16 protein-coding genes and 1 riboswitch are annotated in these 15132 nt (G+C 53.1%); of the genes, 9 read left to right on the top strand and 7 right to left on the bottom strand.

The genetic code is table 11. From position 1 onward, the window contains the following. The first annotated feature begins 47 nt into the window (after positions 1-47). Positions 48-1472 (top strand): bifunctional D-glycero-beta-D-manno-heptose-7-phosphate kinase/D-glycero-beta-D-manno-heptose 1-phosphate adenylyltransferase HldE, encoded by a 1425-nt coding sequence (hldE, locus tag DEU53_RS12615; protein WP_110867313.1) that lies wholly within the window; start codon positions 48-50, stop codon positions 1470-1472. A gap of 37 nt (positions 1473-1509) precedes the next feature. On the opposite strand, the gene DEU53_RS12610 is transcribed toward hldE, so the two are convergent. Further along, positions 1510-1815, bottom strand: a complete 306-nt coding sequence (locus DEU53_RS12610; RefSeq protein WP_110867312.1) for an accessory factor UbiK family protein — start codon at positions 1813-1815, stop codon at positions 1510-1512. A 171-nt stretch (positions 1816-1986) separates the two neighbouring features. Further along, positions 1987-2136: riboswitch (FMN riboswitch) on the top strand. 105 nt (positions 2137-2241) lie between these two features. On the opposite strand from DEU53_RS12610, the gene ribB reads away from it, so the two are divergent. Then, on the top strand, positions 2242-2898 hold the full coding sequence (ribB, locus tag DEU53_RS12605; protein WP_008103416.1) for a 3,4-dihydroxy-2-butanone-4-phosphate synthase: 657 nt from the start codon (positions 2242-2244) through the stop codon (positions 2896-2898). Positions 2899-2957: 59 nt separating this feature from the next. Here the strand turns inward: ribB and DEU53_RS12600 are convergent, their stop codons facing one another. Continuing rightward, entirely contained in the window at positions 2958-3341 is a 384-nt protein-coding gene (locus DEU53_RS12600) for a cell wall hydrolase (protein WP_110867311.1), read from the bottom strand. 272 nt (positions 3342-3613) lie between these two features. Here DEU53_RS12600 and ygiD point away from each other — a divergent pair, with 272 nt between their 5' ends. Continuing rightward, positions 3614-4399: a 4,5-DOPA dioxygenase extradiol gene (gene ygiD / locus DEU53_RS12595; RefSeq protein ID WP_110867310.1), complete on the top strand. Its 786-nt coding sequence runs from the start codon at positions 3614-3616 to the stop codon at positions 4397-4399. Between the two features lie 38 nt (positions 4400-4437). Here ygiD and DEU53_RS12590 read toward each other — a convergent pair whose 3' ends face one another. From DEU53_RS12590 to DEU53_RS12575, 4 genes are all read right to left on the bottom strand, one after another. Then, complete coding sequence (locus tag DEU53_RS12590; protein ID WP_110867309.1) at positions 4438-5601, bottom strand: glutathionylspermidine synthase family protein; 1164 nt, start codon at positions 5599-5601, stop codon at positions 4438-4440. A gap of 8 nt (positions 5602-5609) precedes the next feature. Continuing rightward, positions 5610-6284 (bottom strand): DUF1190 family protein, encoded by a 675-nt coding sequence (locus DEU53_RS12585; protein ID WP_061720467.1) that lies wholly within the window; start codon positions 6282-6284, stop codon positions 5610-5612. Between the two features lie 140 nt (positions 6285-6424). Continuing rightward, on the bottom strand, positions 6425-7897 hold the full coding sequence (tolC, locus tag DEU53_RS12580) for an outer membrane channel protein TolC (protein WP_110867308.1): 1473 nt from the start codon (positions 7895-7897) through the stop codon (positions 6425-6427). Next, a complete protein-coding gene (locus tag DEU53_RS12575) occupies positions 7894-8097 on the bottom strand; it encodes a hypothetical protein (RefSeq protein ID WP_008103404.1) in 204 nt (67 codons plus the stop codon). The genes tolC and DEU53_RS12575 overlap by 4 nt, the downstream gene beginning before the upstream one ends. A 13-nt stretch (positions 8098-8110) precedes the next feature. Between DEU53_RS12575 and nudF the strand changes: the two genes are divergently transcribed. From nudF to parE, 5 genes are read left to right on the top strand one after another with little or no spacing between them, the layout of a single operon-like run. Next, positions 8111-8746, top strand: coding sequence for an ADP-ribose diphosphatase (gene nudF, locus DEU53_RS12570; protein ID WP_110867307.1), 636 nt, complete (start codon positions 8111-8113; stop codon positions 8744-8746). Then, a complete protein-coding gene (locus tag DEU53_RS12565; protein ID WP_008103400.1) occupies positions 8743-9168 on the top strand; it encodes a DUF1249 family protein in 426 nt (141 codons plus the stop codon). The genes nudF and DEU53_RS12565 overlap by 4 nt, the downstream gene beginning before the upstream one ends. Positions 9169-9212: 44 nt before the next feature. Continuing rightward, entirely contained in the window at positions 9213-10040 is an 828-nt protein-coding gene (cpdA, locus tag DEU53_RS12560) for a 3',5'-cyclic-AMP phosphodiesterase (RefSeq protein ID WP_110867306.1), read from the top strand. 3 nt (positions 10041-10043) lie between these two features. After that, positions 10044-10625, top strand: coding sequence for an esterase YqiA (gene yqiA / locus DEU53_RS12555; RefSeq protein ID WP_101762998.1), 582 nt, complete (start codon positions 10044-10046; stop codon positions 10623-10625). Positions 10626-10671: 46 nt separating this feature from the next. Further along, the gene (parE, locus tag DEU53_RS12550) at positions 10672-12567 is read left to right on the top strand and encodes a DNA topoisomerase IV subunit B (protein WP_110867305.1); all 1896 of its coding nucleotides are present in this window, start codon (positions 10672-10674) and stop codon (positions 12565-12567) included. A gap of 29 nt (positions 12568-12596) precedes the next feature. Here parE and DEU53_RS12545 read toward each other — a convergent pair whose 3' ends face one another. After that, entirely contained in the window at positions 12597-14072 is a 1476-nt protein-coding gene (locus DEU53_RS12545; RefSeq protein ID WP_110867304.1) for a tetratricopeptide repeat protein, read from the bottom strand. A gap of 92 nt (positions 14073-14164) precedes the next feature. On the opposite strand from DEU53_RS12545, the gene DEU53_RS12540 reads away from it, so the two are divergent. After that, positions 14165-15064: a LysR substrate-binding domain-containing protein gene (locus DEU53_RS12540; RefSeq protein WP_101763001.1), complete on the top strand. Its 900-nt coding sequence runs from the start codon at positions 14165-14167 to the stop codon at positions 15062-15064. Positions 15065-15132: the final 68 nt, after the last annotated feature.

The raw sequence follows: 15132 nt of genomic DNA, 5'->3' as shown, positions 1-15132 counted from the left end.
ATGTGGTAATATCCCGCGCATTATTTTGACCGTGTTGGAGTCTCTGAATGAAAGTAACACTGCCCACTTTTGGCAAGGCCACTGTGCTGGTCGTCGGCGATGTGATGTTAGATCGCTATTGGTATGGCCCAACCAGCCGTATTTCCCCGGAAGCGCCGGTGCCGGTGGTGAAAGTGGATACCATTGAAGAGCGTCCAGGCGGCGCGGCAAACGTCGCCATGAACATTGCTGCGCTCGGTGCAGCATCACGGCTGATTGGCTTGACCGGCGCCGATGATGCCGCGCGCGTGTTGAGCGAAACCCTGCAAAAGGTCAACGTCGACTGTGATTTTGTGGCGGTACAAAGCCATCCAACCATCACCAAATTGCGCGTGCTTTCGCGCAATCAGCAGCTGATTCGCCTCGATTTCGAAGAGGGTTTTGAGGAGATTGATCCGCAGCCGATTCACGATCGTATGCGTCAATCGCTGACGCAAGCGGGTGCGCTGGTGCTGTCTGACTACGCCAAAGGCGCGCTGAACAGCGTGCAGACCATGATTCAATTAGCGCGTGAAGCTAAAGTGCCGGTACTGATTGATCCTAAAGGCACTGATTTTGAACGTTATCGCGGTGCAACGCTGCTGACGCCGAATTTGTCTGAATTCGAAGCGGTTGTGGGTAAATGCAAAAGCGTGGAAGAGATTGTCAGTCGTGGCATGCAGTTAATCGCTGATTATGAGCTTTCCGCGCTGCTGGTAACCCGTTCTGAAAACGGTATGACGCTGCTGCAGCCGGGCAAAGCGCCGCTGCATCTGCCTACGCAGGCGCAGGAAGTGTATGACGTGACCGGTGCGGGCGATACGGTGATTGGCGTGCTAGCCGCAGTGCTGGCGGCTGGCGACAGCCTGGAAGAAGCCTGTTTCCTGGCGAATGCTGCGGCTGGCGTCGTCGTCGGGAAGCTCGGTACTTCCACTGTCAGCACTGTTGAGCTGGAAAATGCCATTCACGCCCGTCCGGAAACGGGATTTGGTGTGATGACCGAAGCGGAGCTGAAAGCCGCTGTTGCGCTGGCGCGTCAGCGTGGTGAGAAAGTGGTAATGACCAACGGCGTGTTTGACATCCTGCACGCTGGCCATGTTTCTTATCTGGCGAATGCGCGCAAGCTGGGCGATCGCCTGATTGTGGCCGTTAATAGTGATGCCTCGACGAAGCGTCTGAAAGGCGAAACGCGTCCGGTCAATCCGCAAGAAAACCGTATGATTGTGCTGGGTGCGCTGGAAGCGGTGGATTGGGTGGTGCTGTTTGAAGAGGATACGCCACAGCGTCTGATTGCGGGAGTGCTGCCAGATCTGCTGGTAAAAGGCGGCGACTACAAGCCGGAAGATATCGCGGGTAGCAAAGAAGTGTGGGCAAACGGTGGTGACGTGCGCGTATTAAACTTCGAAGATGGCATCTCAACCAGCAACATCATCAAAACGATTCGCAGTCATTAAGTGTGAATGGGCGGGAGGAAAACTCCCGCCCATTAGCTTACTGCGGAGTATCAATTTTCCCAGCGGGATCTGGCGTGACGATCGCCGGCGCGGGTGCCGCTGGACTTTCACTTTCTAACTTCGCCAGGCGCTGTTCCAGCGCAGCTAATTTCTCGCGCGTGCGCAGCAGTACCTGCGTCTGCACATCAAACTCTTCACGATTAACCAGGTCCATGCGCGTCAACTGCGCCTGCAATACCTGACGGATTTTCTTTTCGACATCATCGCCAAAATCGCGAATCCCTTTCGGCATCGCTTCATGTACCTGGCGAGCCAGTTGTTCAATTTTTTTCGTGTCGATCATGATTATTTCCTGGTTACGGTGGCCGATAGCTGCGCGTGTTCGGACTCAATAGCTATTAAGTGTAATGCCTGAAACGAAAAGGTTAAACCTGAAATCCGCAACGCAGGAAATGCAAAAGCATTTGCACTTTTGTCGATTGCCCGACCAGATGATTGGCGTTATAGTTTGTTCGCTTATTCTCAGGGCGGGGCGAAATTCCCCACCGGCGGTAAATCAGCTCTTGCTGAAAGCCCGCGAGCGCTCTCACAGTAATGTGAGAGGTCAGCAGATCCGGTGTAATTCCGGAGCCGACGGTTAGAGTCCGGATGGGAGAGGGTAACGACATCAGCCGGGCTTTGCCCGCGTCACGTTTTTGCCATGTGTTTTGTACGCACTCCTAAGCACGCCCTGGTTCTGGTAACTCATATTTTATAAGGTTTTTTTACCATGAATCAGACGCTTCTTTCTGAATTTGGCACGCCTGAACAGCGTGTAGAGCGCGCCATTGATGCGCTGCGCAACGGCCGCGGTGTAATGGTGCTCGACGATGAAAATCGTGAAAACGAAGGTGACATGATCTTCCCGGCAGAAACCATGACCGTTGAACAGATGGCATTAACCATCCGTCACGGCAGCGGTATTGTGTGCCTCTGCATCACCGAAGAGCGCCGTCAGCAGCTTGAGCTGCCAATGATGGTGGAAACTAACACCAGCGCTTACGGCACCGGTTTCACGGTGACAATTGAAGCTGCAAGCGGTGTGACCACCGGCGTTTCTGCTGCCGATCGCATCACCACGATTCGCGCTGCGGTGGCTGATGGCGCGAAGCCTTCAGACCTTAACCGTCCGGGCCATGTGTTTCCGCTGCGTGCGCGTGAAGGCGGCGTTCTGTCGCGTGGTGGACACACCGAAGCGACTATCGATCTGGTGACGCTGGCGGGATTTAAACCTGCAGGGGTATTGTGCGAATTGACCAATGATGATGGCAGCATGGCGCACGCGCCAGAAGCGATCGTGTTTGCAAAGCAACACGATATGCCGGTCGTCACCATTGAAGATTTGGTGGCATATCGCCGTCAGCGAGAAACGCGTCACGCCAGTTAACTGAATTAATACAGAAGAAAGAGGCCGGATAGATATCTATCTGGCCTCTTTTTTTTGTTTTAACGATTGGCGTAAAACACGTGATTGCCAATTACTACTGTACGCTGAAAGGTATGACGCCAGGCCGGTTTAGCATGATGTGCATGGAAAAAGGTCGCGCCTTTCGTTACGTCCTGTAATTCCCCTTCAACAATCTTCTGTGCCAGCTTTCTGGCGCGTTGCCAGCTTTTATCTTCATGTGGTGGATAACGATAAGGATGCTTTTTGAGAGACGTCCAGGAGAACTGCTTAGGTGCATACACCACAGGACAGATCTCTTTGACATCCCAATTGGCACGGTTCATGGTCACCGTACCAACGGCTATTTGTCCTTTAATCGGTTCGCCACGCGCTTCATGGTAGATATTCATCGCCAGGCACAATATTGCTCCCTGAATTAACATAAATTCCAACTCATCTTTCTAAAACCGAGTGGAGTTTAAGAAGTAGATTGATTGGATGTAACAAGACTGGTCTCGCTCGGTCTTAGGTGCGGGCTATATCACTGATATCTAAAAGGCTCGCGTGCAATATTAAGACCTAACTTGTGTCGAATTTTCCGCCCTATATCATTCAAATTCTCTGACAGAGACCATCATACTTATCAGCGTTAATCCCCCAGCGAAAGCGCGTATCGTAGCGGTTAACAAAGCGACACTTCGTCAAAGGATTAATCATGAGCACTACACGCATGCCTGCGCTGTTCCTTGGTCACGGCAGCCCGATGAACGTACTGGAAGATAATCGTTATACCCAAACCTGGCAGCAATTGGGCGCAACCTTGCCGCGTCCACGTGCGATTCTCGCGGTTTCGGCGCACTGGTACACACGCGGCACGGCGGTGACGGCGATGAATAATCCGCGCACTATCCATGATTTTGGTGGTTTCCCGCAGGCGCTATTTGATGTGCGCTATCCCGCGCCAGGATCGCCAGAACTGGCTCAGCAAGTGATGAATTTACTGGCTCCGATCGCCGTTCATGCCGATCAGGAATGGGGTTTTGATCATGGTTCCTGGGGCGTGCTGGCAAAAATGTATCCCGATGCCGACATCCCAGTGGTGCAACTGAGTATCGACGGCACTAAACCTGCTGAATGGCACTACGCATTGGGGCAAAAGCTGGCGTCATTACGAGATGAGGATGTGATGATCGTGGCCAGCGGTAACGTGGTGCACAATCTGCGTATGCTGCGCTGGCAAGGCGCAGAAACCGCGTATCCTTGGGCGGAGAACTTTAATCAGTTTGTCCGTGAGAATCTGGATTTCCACGGTGAGGCAGCAGATCACCCATTGGTGAACTTTATGCAGCATCCGGATGCACAGCTTTCGAACCCAACGCCTGAACACTATCTACCGCTGCTCTATATTCTTGGCGCGCGTGCCGCTGATGAAGCGATCAGCATTCCTGTGGAAGGGATGGAGTTGGGGGCGATCAGCATGATGTCAGTGCAGATTGGCTAATGCGCAAGGCCGCCCGAAGAGTGCGGGCGGCATAGCCTTTACTCAACAAAGGTATGCGGATAGAAGCGCGACAGATCCTGCGTGATCAAGGCACGATCTTCGCGTAAGCCGATGCCCGCAGGTTGATCGTCAATCAGCCAGCTACCGATCAAGGTATAGCTATCACCGAATTTCGGTAGCTGATAGAACTGCTGGATAATCATGCCTTCTTCGCCATACGGACCATCGGCGCGGGCGATCTCCTGACCGTTTTCAATGATACGAATATTGGCACCTTCGCGTGAAAACAGCGGTTTCACCACGTACTTATCCAGCTGCGGCGCGTTCTTATCATCGGCAAAATAAGCGGGCAGCAAGTTGGGATGATTAGGGAACATTTCCCACAGCAGCGGTAACAGCGCTTTATTGGAAATGATGCTTTTCCAGGCCGGCTCCAGCCAACGCACGCCCGCATCCGCCAGCTTGGTAGAAAACACTTCGCGCAGCATGAATTCCCACGGATAGAGCTTAAACAGATTGCTGATGACCTGATCGTTTACGTCGGTAAACTGGCCTCTTTCACCCAATCCAATCTCGTCAATATAGAGAAATTCGCTCGGCAAGCCGGCTTCAGTGGCGCAGTCCTGCAGATATTGCACCGTGGCGCGATCTTCCTCAGTATCACGGCAGCAGGAGAAGTGTAGCCAGTTGAAACCGAACTGCTGATGCAGCGTGGCGAAGCGCTCAATCAGCTTCTCTTGCAGGCTGTTGAACTGGTCGCTGCCCTGCGGCAGATTGCCCGCTTTGACCTGGTCTTCCAGCCAAATCCACTGAAAGAAGGCGGCTTCATACAGCGAGGTTGGTGTATCAGCGTTGTTTTCCAGCAGCTTAGCGTCACCTTTGCCATCCCATGCCAGATCGAGGCGCGAATAGAGCGAAGGCTGGCGCAACTTCCAGGAATCACGCACAAAGTCCCAGGTGTGCTTAGGAATACAGAAACGGGTGAGCAGCTCGTCACTGTTCACCACTTTTTCCACCGCCTGCAAACACATCTGGTGCAATTCGGCGGTGGTATCCTCAAGCTGTTCAACCTGCGCTAGCGTGAATTGGTAGTACGCATCTTCACACCAGTAAGGTTCGCCATACATGGTGTGAAACTGGAAACCATATTCCGCGGCTTTTTCACGCCAGTCTGGACGTTCGGGGATTGCAATACGTTGCATGCTGCGGCTTAGCCTCCCAGCGAGCGGCTGCCGGTGCCAGAAGCACTGCTGCGCTGCATGGTGTTTTGTTTTGCCACGCTGTCACCAAAGCCGCCACGCGTAATGGTGGAAGTGGTCGCGGGTTTCGGCGCCATTGCTGTTTTCGGCACGTTGATGGTGCGGCCCGATGTGGCATTACCGTAGTTTTTACCCGCAGCATCAACAAATTTACCGTTTGCCGGGCTGTTCGGATTTTTTGGCGAGAACAGGGGCTGCTGGGCAAACCCTGCGCCGCCGCTCATCATACGTCCCATCATGTAACCGGCCATCAACGGCATCCAGAAGCTACCGCTTTGCTGAGCTTCAGCATTGTTTGCGGTGGTGCCCACACCCGCTTGTGCAGGCGTTTGCTGGCATTGGTTTTCACCAAACTCAGCCACACAATCTTCGCGTGTAGCGTATTTTGGCGCGGTACGTTCGGCTTCTTTCTGTGCGTTGTTATACGCAGTGGTACATTGCGCGCTCTGGCCTGGATTGGCTTTGGCGCAATCATCCGCGTTTTGATAGAGCGACACCGTTTCGTCACTCTGCTCGCAGCCTGCCAGCATAAACACTGCGCTAACGGCAAAGGCGACTGGCGTTAAGTGGCGTGCCTGCCAGCTTTTACGAAAAGCGGCATGGCGAATATTTTTCGTCCGTTTCATTATTTTCATCCTGTGCCCAAAGGTGGGGTAAGGATAGGGGATGAGCGGTGGAAAATGAAGCGCGAAGCCAGATGGGGAAAGGATCTTTACGTAGCTATACGATTGAATGCGAAAGGGGCCGCATACGGCCCCCTGGGGAATTAATTACCGAATGGATTTCCGCTGCTGCGTGCGGCAGCTGGACGGGCTTGTGCGGCAGTTGAAGGCGATGAAGCTTTCGGACCGTTATCCACACGCGCGGCCTGCTGGTTATTCTCCGGCGCCACCACTTCAGGAGTCGTGGTGATCTCTTTGCCCAGCGTGCTGTTCAGCTGCTGCAGATCCTGCTCGTTCAGCGTACCCAGCGCATATTTGATATTCAGCTGGTTGATCAGATAGCTATAACGCGCATCAGAAAGCTGCTGTTTAGCATTGAACAGCGTGGTGGTCGCATCCAGCACATCAACGATGGTACGCGTACCGACCTGATACCCGGCTTCCATCGCATCCAGTGAGCTTTGTGCAGAGACAACGGCCTGCTTATAAGCATCAATGCTGCTGATAGAGGCATTCACGTTATTGAATGATGAACGTACCGTCTGAACCGCACTACGATGCGCGCCTTCCAGCTGTTCGCTGGCCGCGACATAGTTGTACTGCGCTTGTTTCACCTGCGAGGTGACCGAGCCGCCGCTGTAAAGTGGCATGGTGAAGCTCAAGCCAACCTGGTTAGAACCTGTGATGGAATCGGTGCTGCCAGCGCTCTGATTGGCGCGACTGCCGCCATATTTGCTATTCGACATACCGGTTGAGGCGGTCAAATCCAGCGTCGGCATGTGGCCGGTTTCGGCTGAACGAATCTGTTCACGCGCCAGATCCTGGCTCAGACGCGCAGACAGCAAGGTCAGGTTGCGGCTTTCCGCTTCTTTCAGCAGGCTGGCAACAGCATCTGGACGCGCGGTTTTGAAACGATCGATATTCAATGAAGCCAGCGACAGATAATCCATGCCGGTAATCTGACGCAGCGATTCCACCGCATTATCGAGGTTGTTACGTGCGGTCACTTCGTTAGCCAGCACGGTGTCATACTGTGCACGGGCGTTTTGCACGTCAGTAATCGCGACCAAACCCACGTTAAAGCGCTGAGTGGTTTGATCCAGTTCGCGGTAGATAGATTGTTTCTGTGCTTCGGTGTAAGAAAGCGTGTCGATTGCCTTTAACACGTTAAAATAGGCAGTCGCCGTGTTAAGAATCAGGTCTTGCTGAGCAACCTGATAGGTAACATCTTGAATACCAGCCTGTTTTTCCTGCAGCGACAGCGCACGCCATTTCGACATATCGAAAATAGTTTGAGTTAATTGCAGAGAGGCGCTGGTCGTGTTGGAATGAAGTCCGCTGCTGTCACGGTAGCCATTGTTATAAGTGTAATCTGCGCCCAAGCCTAACTGCGGCAATAAAGGACTACGCGCTTCATTGATTTTCTCAAATGCAGCGTCGCGGTTAGCGGCTGAAGATCGCAGATCGGGGTTGCTAAGGCGCGCCTGCTGATAGACCTGCAACAGGTTTTCTGCCTGGCTGGCAAGGCTGAATCCGCCCAGAGTCAGCCCAATAAAAAGTGGGAGCAGTTTTTTCATTTGCATTCCTTTTGTTGCAGCAAAATGCACTGGTAGTGCTGCAGGTAAGCCAAAAAAATAATCGCCGATTCTACAGAGGCGGCGTCAGAGATAAGTTGGCTGAACGTGCCTTCTTCCCCTAATTTACGTAAATAATTCAAAAAGAACCACTCGGACGGAGCGGTAGACTTGGCTTTTCTTTGCTCCATCCCAATCTGCATAAGGAATCAGACGATGGCGAGTGAAAAAAAATCCCCTGTGACTTTCACAAAAAACGATGTAGAAATTATTGCACGCGAAACGCGTTACGATGGTTTTTTTTCCATCGTCAGCTACCGTTTCCGCCACCGTCGTTTTAATGGCGAAATGAGTGGTGAAGTGGTGCGCGAAGTTTTTGAGCGCGGACACGCCGCCGTGCTGCTACCCTATGATCCCTTGCGTGATGAAGTGGTACTGATCGAACAGATCCGCATACCCGCTTTCGATTCCAGCCCAACGCCCTGGCTGCTGGAAATGGTGGCTGGCATCATCGAACCTGGCGAAACACCAGAAGATGTCGCACGACGTGAGGCGGTAGAAGAGGCTGGCCTTAAGGTTGGCCGCGTCAAACCGATAGTGAATTACTTAGCCAGCCCCGGCGGAACGTCTGAACGTTTATCGGTGCTGGTGGGTGAAGTGGATGCCAGCCAGGCAGAGGGAAATCACGGGCTGGAGGAAGAGAATGAGGATATTCTTGTCCATGTGGTGAGCCGCGAACAAGCTTATCGCTGGGTGGAAGAGGGGATTATTGATAACGCGGCATCTGTCATCGCCTTGCAATGGCTGGCGTTGCACCATGAAAAACTACGACAAGAGTGGAAGCTAAAATGAAACAGCGCTATACCCCTGACTTTCCCGAAATGATGCGCCTGTGCGAAACCAATTTCGCCCAGCTGCGTCGCCTGCTGCCGCGTAATGACGAGGCAGGCGCATCGGTGATTTATCAGGTGAATGGCGCCAGCTATCAGCTCACCATCGAAGAATCGACGCGTTACACCACGCTGGTGGAAGTGCGTCAGGTGGCGCCCGCCGTGAGTTACTGGAGCCTGCCTTCTATGTCGGTGCGGCTCTACCATGATGCGATGGTCGCTGAAGTGTGTTCCACTAAACAGATCTACCGATTTAAAGCGCGCTATGATTATCCTAATAAAAAACTGCATCAGCGCGATGAAAAACATCAGATTAACCAGTTCCTTGCGGATTGGTTGCGTTACTGCTTAGCGCATGGCGCTGTGGCAGTACCGGTTTGCTGATAGCGTAAAAAACGCAACGATGGCGTGGAGATTAAGGAAACGCTTTGGATAGCCTGCTAACTCTTCCTGCGCAAGATGGGTCTGATATCAGGATTTTACAAATCACGGATACCCATCTTTTTGCCGGAAAACATCAATCGCTGCTTGGGGTAAATACCTGGTCGAGTTTTGATGCGGTACTGGATGCTATTGAAGTACAACAGCGTCAGTATGATCTGATTATCGCCACTGGCGATCTCGCTCAGGATCACACCGTCGAAGCTTACCAACACTTTGTAGCAGGCATTAATCGTCTGCCAAAACCTTGCGTCTGGCTGCCGGGAAATCACGATTTTCAGCCGGCAATGGTGGATACGCTGGCCGACGCGGGCATCAAATCTGACAAGCACGTTCTTTTGGGCGATCACTGGCAACTGGTGCTGCTCGATAGCCAGGTATTTGGTGTGCCACACGGCATGTTGAGTGAATATCAGCTGGAGTGGCTACACTCCGCACTTAGCAAGTACCCAGAACGCCACACTTTGGTACTTCTGCATCATCACCCGCTGGCTTCCGGATGTACCTGGTTAGATCAGCACAGCTTGCGCAATCCGCATCAGCTGGAAGCGGTACTGCAGCACTTCCCACGCGCACGCAATCTGGTGTGCGGCCATATTCATCAGGAGCTCGATCTCGACTGGCATGGTCGCCGCGTGATGGCTTCACCATCAACCTGCGTCCAGTTCAAACCGCATTGCACTAACTTCACCATTGATACGCTGGCGCCGGGCTGGCGTTGGCTTACCTTGCAGCCCGACGGCACGCTGCAGACCGAAGTGAACCGCCTGCAAAGTGACATGTTCCGCCCCGATCTTGATTCTGAGGGCTACTAAGCAATGGCGGCGCTGATTTATCTGCATGGCTTCAACAGTTCCCCGCAATCGGCGAAAGCCACGCAGCTGCAGCAGTGGCTCAACGAACAGCATCCGCATATCAATGTGATGGTGCCACAACTACCGACGTTTCCGTCTGAAGCCGCCAGCATGCTGGAAGATCTGGTGATGCAATATGCCGGTGAACCGCTGGGATTGGTGGGATCGTCGCTGGGCGGCTATTTTGCTACCTGGCTGTCGCAGTGTTTTATGTTGCCAGCGGTGGTGGTTAATCCCGCCGTACGGCCGTTTGAGCTGTTAGTGGATTACCTCGGCGAAAACCGTAATCCCTACACCGGCCAGCAATATGTGTTAGAGTCTCGCCACATTTACGATCTGAAAGTAATGCAGATTGACCCTCTTGAAGCGCCCGATTTACTCTGGCTGCTGCAACAAACCGGCGATGAAATACTCGATTATCGCCAGGCGCTGGAGTATTACAGCGCATGCCGCCAGACGGTTGAAGAGGGCGGCAATCATGCCTATATCGGATTCGAACGCCATTTCGCACAGATCGTTGATTTTCTGGGATTAAACGCCCAGTGACCTTGCGAAGTGGGGCCATTTTCCTATTGCTAATCAGACATTTACGATGAGCCAATCAAGCTATAATGCCGATGCCATTGAGGTCCTGACCGGCCTTGAACCGGTGCGTCGTCGTCCGGGGATGTACACCGATACCACGCGCCCGAACCACCTGGGCCAGGAGGTGATCGATAACAGCGTCGATGAGGCGCTGGCCGGTCACGCTAAACGCGTGGAAGTCATTCTTCATGCCGACCAGTCGCTGGAAGTTATTGATGATGGTCGTGGCATGCCAGTGGATATCCATCCGGAAGAAGGCGTGCCAGCGGTTGAGCTGATTCTTTGTCGCCTGCATGCGGGCGGCAAATTCTCCAACAAAAACTATCAGTTCTCAGGCGGCTTGCACGGCGTCGGGATCTCGGTGGTTAACGCCTTGTCGAAGCGCGTGGAAGTTACCGTGCGACGTAACGGCGAAATCTACCAGATTGCCTTCGAAAATGGCGACAAGGTGCAGGATCTTACGGTTACCGGCACCGTCGGTAAACGCAATACCGGTACCAGCGTGCACTTCTGGCCAGATGAAAGCTTCTTTGATAGCCCGCGTTTCTCGGTTTCTCGTTTATCACATCTGTTAAAAGCCAAAGCCGTGCTGTGTCCGGGCGTTGAAATTGTTTTTAAAGACAAGGTCAACGACACCGAACAAACCTGGATGTATCAGGATGGCCTGACCGATTACCTGTGTGAAGCGGTTGACGGCTTACCCACGCTGCCGGAAAAACCCTTTGTAGGCAGTTTTGCAGGCGATGTGGAAGCAGTGGATTGGGCGCTGCTGTGGCTGCCGGAAGGCGGAGAGCTGCTAACAGAAAGCTACGTTAACCTGATCCCAACCATGCAAGGCGGCACGCACGTCAACGGTTTGCGTCAGGGCTTGCTGGATGCCATGCGCGAGTTTTGCGAATACCGCAATATTCTGCCGCGCGGCGTGAAGCTGTCGGCCGAAGATATCTGGGATCGCTGTGCGTATGTGCTGTCGGTGAAGATGCAGGATCCACAGTTTGCCGGTCAGACTAAAGAGCGCCTGTCGTCGCGTCAGTGTGCGGCATTCGTCTCCGCGGTGGTCAAAGATGCCTTCAGCCTGTGGCTGAATCAAAACGTGCAGGCGGCTGAAATGCTGGCGGAGCTGGCGATCTCCAGCGCGCAGCGCCGCATGCGCGCCGCGAAGAAAGTGGTGCGTAAAAAACTCACCAGCGGCCCGGCGCTGCCGGGCAAACTGGCTGACTGCACCGCACAAGATTTGAACAAAACCGAGCTGTTCCTCGTCGAAGGAGATTCTGCGGGCGGATCTGCCAAGCAAGCGCGCGATCGTGATTATCAGGCGATCATGCCGCTGAAAGGTAAGATCCTCAATACCTGGGAAGTCTCTTCGGACGAAGTGCTGGCCTCACAGGAAGTGCATGATATTTCAGTGGCGATCGGTATCGATCCTGACAGCGAAGATCTGAGCCAACTGCGTTACGGCAAAATCTGTATCCTCGCGGATGCGGACTCCGATGGTCTGCACATTGCCACGCTGCTGTGCGCGCTGTTTGTGAAGCATTTCCGTACGTTGGTGCAACACGGCCACGTGTACGTGGCGATGCCGCCGCTGTATCGCATCGATCTCGGCAAAGAAGTCTATTACGCCCTGGATGAAGATGAGAAAGAGGGCGTGCTGGAGCAGTTGAAGCGCAAGAAAGGTAAGCCGAATGTGCAGCGTTTCAAGGGATTGGGTGAAATGAATCCGCTGCAGCTGCGCGAAACCACGCTTGATCCGAATACGCGTCGTCTGGTGCAATTGACGATCAGTGATGAGGATGTCGATCAAACCCTACGCGTGATGGACATGCTGCTGGCGAAGAAACGCTCGGAAGACCGCCGCAACTGGCTGCAAGAGAAAGGCGATTTAGCCGACCTCGAAGTGTAAAAAAACAGGGACGCCGCGGCGTCCCTGTTTTATTGCTGCTGTAATGCCTGTTTAACCCGCGTAATAACCGTGCTCCACTCTTCATCCTGCCCGCGCCCAAACAATCTCATTTGCGGATACCACGGCGATTCATCGCGATTTTCCAACCAGCGCCAGTCTCGCGCCCAGGCGGGAAGTAATACCCAGCAAGGTATCCCCATCGCCCCCGCTAAGTGAATCACCGACGTATCTACACCAATCACCAAATCCAGTTGTGAAATGACCGCGGCGGTATCCTGATAATCAGTGAATTGGGCACCAAGCGGCTGTATGTGTGGAAAGTCAGCGATTTCCTCTTCACCTGCACCTTTTTGCAAGCTAATCCAGTTGATATCAGGCAGGTCAAATAAAGGTGCAAACTGTGAAAGGTGCGCAAGCGATCGTTGGCTATCATTCTTATGCCCGCGAGAGCCTTTCCATACGATACCAATTTTTTTCCCGTTCCCCTTAATCGGCCACCTCGCCTGTTGTTCTGCAGAGCTAAACAGATAGGGATGATGCGCGCTAAAGGGCTGTGTTGAGTTGAGGAAGTGCTGCGGTAAATCCAGTAGAGAGCACCAGTAATCTGCCGCTGGCAACGTGTGTTGTACATCTTCCCGTGTCAGATAATTATCAAGGTGCGGCAGCGTAACCATCAATGATTTTAAGGACTTGCTACCCAGCATGATCACTTTTACCGCATGCTTTTCAGTTTTAACGCGTGTGAGATAACGACAAAACTGAATTTCGTCCCCCATGCCTTGCTCGGTCCGTACCAACAGCGTTTTGCCGCGCAGATCCTCTCCTTGCCAGTAGCGAATAGGGAGTTTCGGTAAGGTAAAGAAGCGATCGGGATTATCGGGCGCATAACGCGCCTGATAGTTAGACCAGCCAGCAGCGAAGTTGCCTTGTTGTAGCTGAACCATGCCGAGCGAATTTCGGCAACGTTGATCGGCGTCACGCACTTGCAGCACTTGCTGCATCTGACTTTCTGCTTCTTGTAGCTGGCCCATGTGCGCTAGCAACGTACTTATGCCATAGCGGGCTTCGGTATAATCTGGCTGGCTTTGCAGCGCCAATCGATACTGATCTAAAGCAAGGTGATAGCGATGCTGTTTATGCAGCAAAATAGCGTAGTTATTGTGACAGGCGGCATAGCCCATATGTGATTGCAGCGCAGCCTGATAACAGGCTTCCGCCTCGCTCCAGCACCCGGCGTCATAATGGGTTAGGCCAAGACCGTTGAGTAATCCCGCATCTTTTGGCGCAAGTTTTAGCGCCCGCTGATAATAGCGCTGCGCCGTATCCAGATCGCCGTTGCGCCGTGCAAGCCGTGCGGCTTCATGAAGGAACCAGCCATCGTAGGGAGCAAGCGTCAGGTGTGCCCGAATCTTACGCCAGGCTTCTTCCTGTCGCCCTTGCTTCAGCAACTGGGTTACCGCTTGTTGCTGACGTAAATCGTTAGCCACCCGAGGTTTATGGCGCATTGTGATATCCTGCCGCGAATAAAGTGGCGTAATTTAAGCCAAAAGTGTCAGAAACCGCGCTAAGACAGGTCTCGATCTTTAAGGATGGGAATTTGAAAATAACACTGGAAGAGTTACGTGCCTGGGTCGCGGTGGTGGATACCGGATCAATCACATCAGCTGCGGAGCAGTTAGATCAAACCAGCTCTGGCGTGAGCCGTGCGCTTAGCCGGCTGGAAGGTAAGCTGCAAACCACCTTAATGCATCGCACCACGCGTCGCCTGGCATTGACCGAAGAGGGGCTGATTTTTCTCGATCATGCGCGGCAGATTCTGGCGTCGGTTGAACAGGCGGAAGAACTGATCGCGCAGCGCCGGGACATTCCTTCTGGACGCTTACGCGTCAATGCCAATACGCCTTTTACCCTGCACGTCATTGTGCCGCTGGTGGCGGAGTTTCGTCAGCGCTACCCGCTGATTCAGCTGGAATTGAACACCGACGATATTGTGATCGATCTGCTGGAGCAGCAAACGGACATCGCCATTCGCATCGGCGAGCTGCGCGATTCGACGCTGCGTGCGCGTGTGCTCGGAAGCAGCGCCATACGCCTGTTAGCCAGCCCAGATTATCTTGAAAAGTTTGGTGTACCGGAAAACGTTGATGCACTGGCGAACCATCAGCTGTTGGGGTTCAGTCAACTTGATGTACACAACGTCTGGCCGGTTTGGCAGCGCGAAGGCGAGTTCCTGCGTATCAAACCTACGCTGTCCGCCTCCAGTGGTGAAACATTGCGTCAACTGGCTTTAGCTGGGCAAGGTATCGTACGTTTATCCGATTTTGTCAGCCGTGAAGATCGCGAGAGTGGGCGTTTGGTACAGGTTTTGGCAACGGAAACCCGTGAACAGCGTTTACCCATCCACGCGGTCTATTATCGCAATCAATCCCTTACCTCGCGCATTACCTGTTTTCTGAGTTTTTTACGCGAAAAAATTCAGGAAAATCATCTGTTATAGTCTTGTTCCTGCTCGATTATTTACCCTTCATCTTCATATCTTTATTCATAAAAAGGCTTTAATTCATA

It is taken from the genome of Pantoea sp. AG1095 (assembly GCF_003208415.1).
GTDB lineage: Bacteria > Pseudomonadota > Gammaproteobacteria > Enterobacterales > Enterobacteriaceae > Pantoea > Pantoea leporis.
The sequence above is the reverse complement of the archived record's forward strand: the minus strand, read 5'-3'. Positions and strand labels throughout refer to the sequence as shown.

Bases quoted from the DNA above. Each gene is read 5' to 3' on its own strand.
- hldE (WP_110867313.1), top strand. From the start codon at position 48: ATGAAAGTAACACTGCCCACTTTTGGCAAGGCCACTGTGCTGGTCGTC.
- DEU53_RS12610 (WP_110867312.1), bottom strand. From the start codon at position 1,815: ATGATCGACACGAAAAAAATTGAACAACTGGCTCGCCAGGTACATGAA.
- ribB (WP_008103416.1), top strand. From the start codon at position 2,242: ATGAATCAGACGCTTCTTTCTGAATTTGGCACGCCTGAACAGCGTGTA.
- DEU53_RS12600 (WP_110867311.1), bottom strand. From the start codon at position 3,341: ATGTTAATTCAGGGAGCAATATTGTGCCTGGCGATGAATATCTACCAT.
- ygiD (WP_110867310.1), top strand. From the start codon at position 3,614: ATGAGCACTACACGCATGCCTGCGCTGTTCCTTGGTCACGGCAGCCCG.
- DEU53_RS12590 (WP_110867309.1), bottom strand. From the start codon at position 5,601: ATGCAACGTATTGCAATCCCCGAACGTCCAGACTGGCGTGAAAAAGCC.
- DEU53_RS12585 (WP_061720467.1), bottom strand. From the start codon at position 6,284: ATGAAACGGACGAAAAATATTCGCCATGCCGCTTTTCGTAAAAGCTGG.
- tolC (WP_110867308.1), bottom strand. From the start codon at position 7,897: ATGAAAAAACTGCTCCCACTTTTTATTGGGCTGACTCTGGGCGGATTC.
- DEU53_RS12575 (WP_008103404.1), bottom strand. From the start codon at position 8,097: ATGCAGATTGGGATGGAGCAAAGAAAAGCCAAGTCTACCGCTCCGTCC.
- nudF (WP_110867307.1), top strand. From the start codon at position 8,111: ATGGCGAGTGAAAAAAAATCCCCTGTGACTTTCACAAAAAACGATGTA.
- DEU53_RS12565 (WP_008103400.1), top strand. From the start codon at position 8,743: ATGAAACAGCGCTATACCCCTGACTTTCCCGAAATGATGCGCCTGTGC.
- yqiA (WP_101762998.1), top strand. From the start codon at position 10,044: ATGGCGGCGCTGATTTATCTGCATGGCTTCAACAGTTCCCCGCAATCG.
- parE (WP_110867305.1), top strand. From the start codon at position 10,672: ATGAGCCAATCAAGCTATAATGCCGATGCCATTGAGGTCCTGACCGGC.
- DEU53_RS12545 (WP_110867304.1), bottom strand. From the start codon at position 14,072: ATGCGCCATAAACCTCGGGTGGCTAACGATTTACGTCAGCAACAAGCG.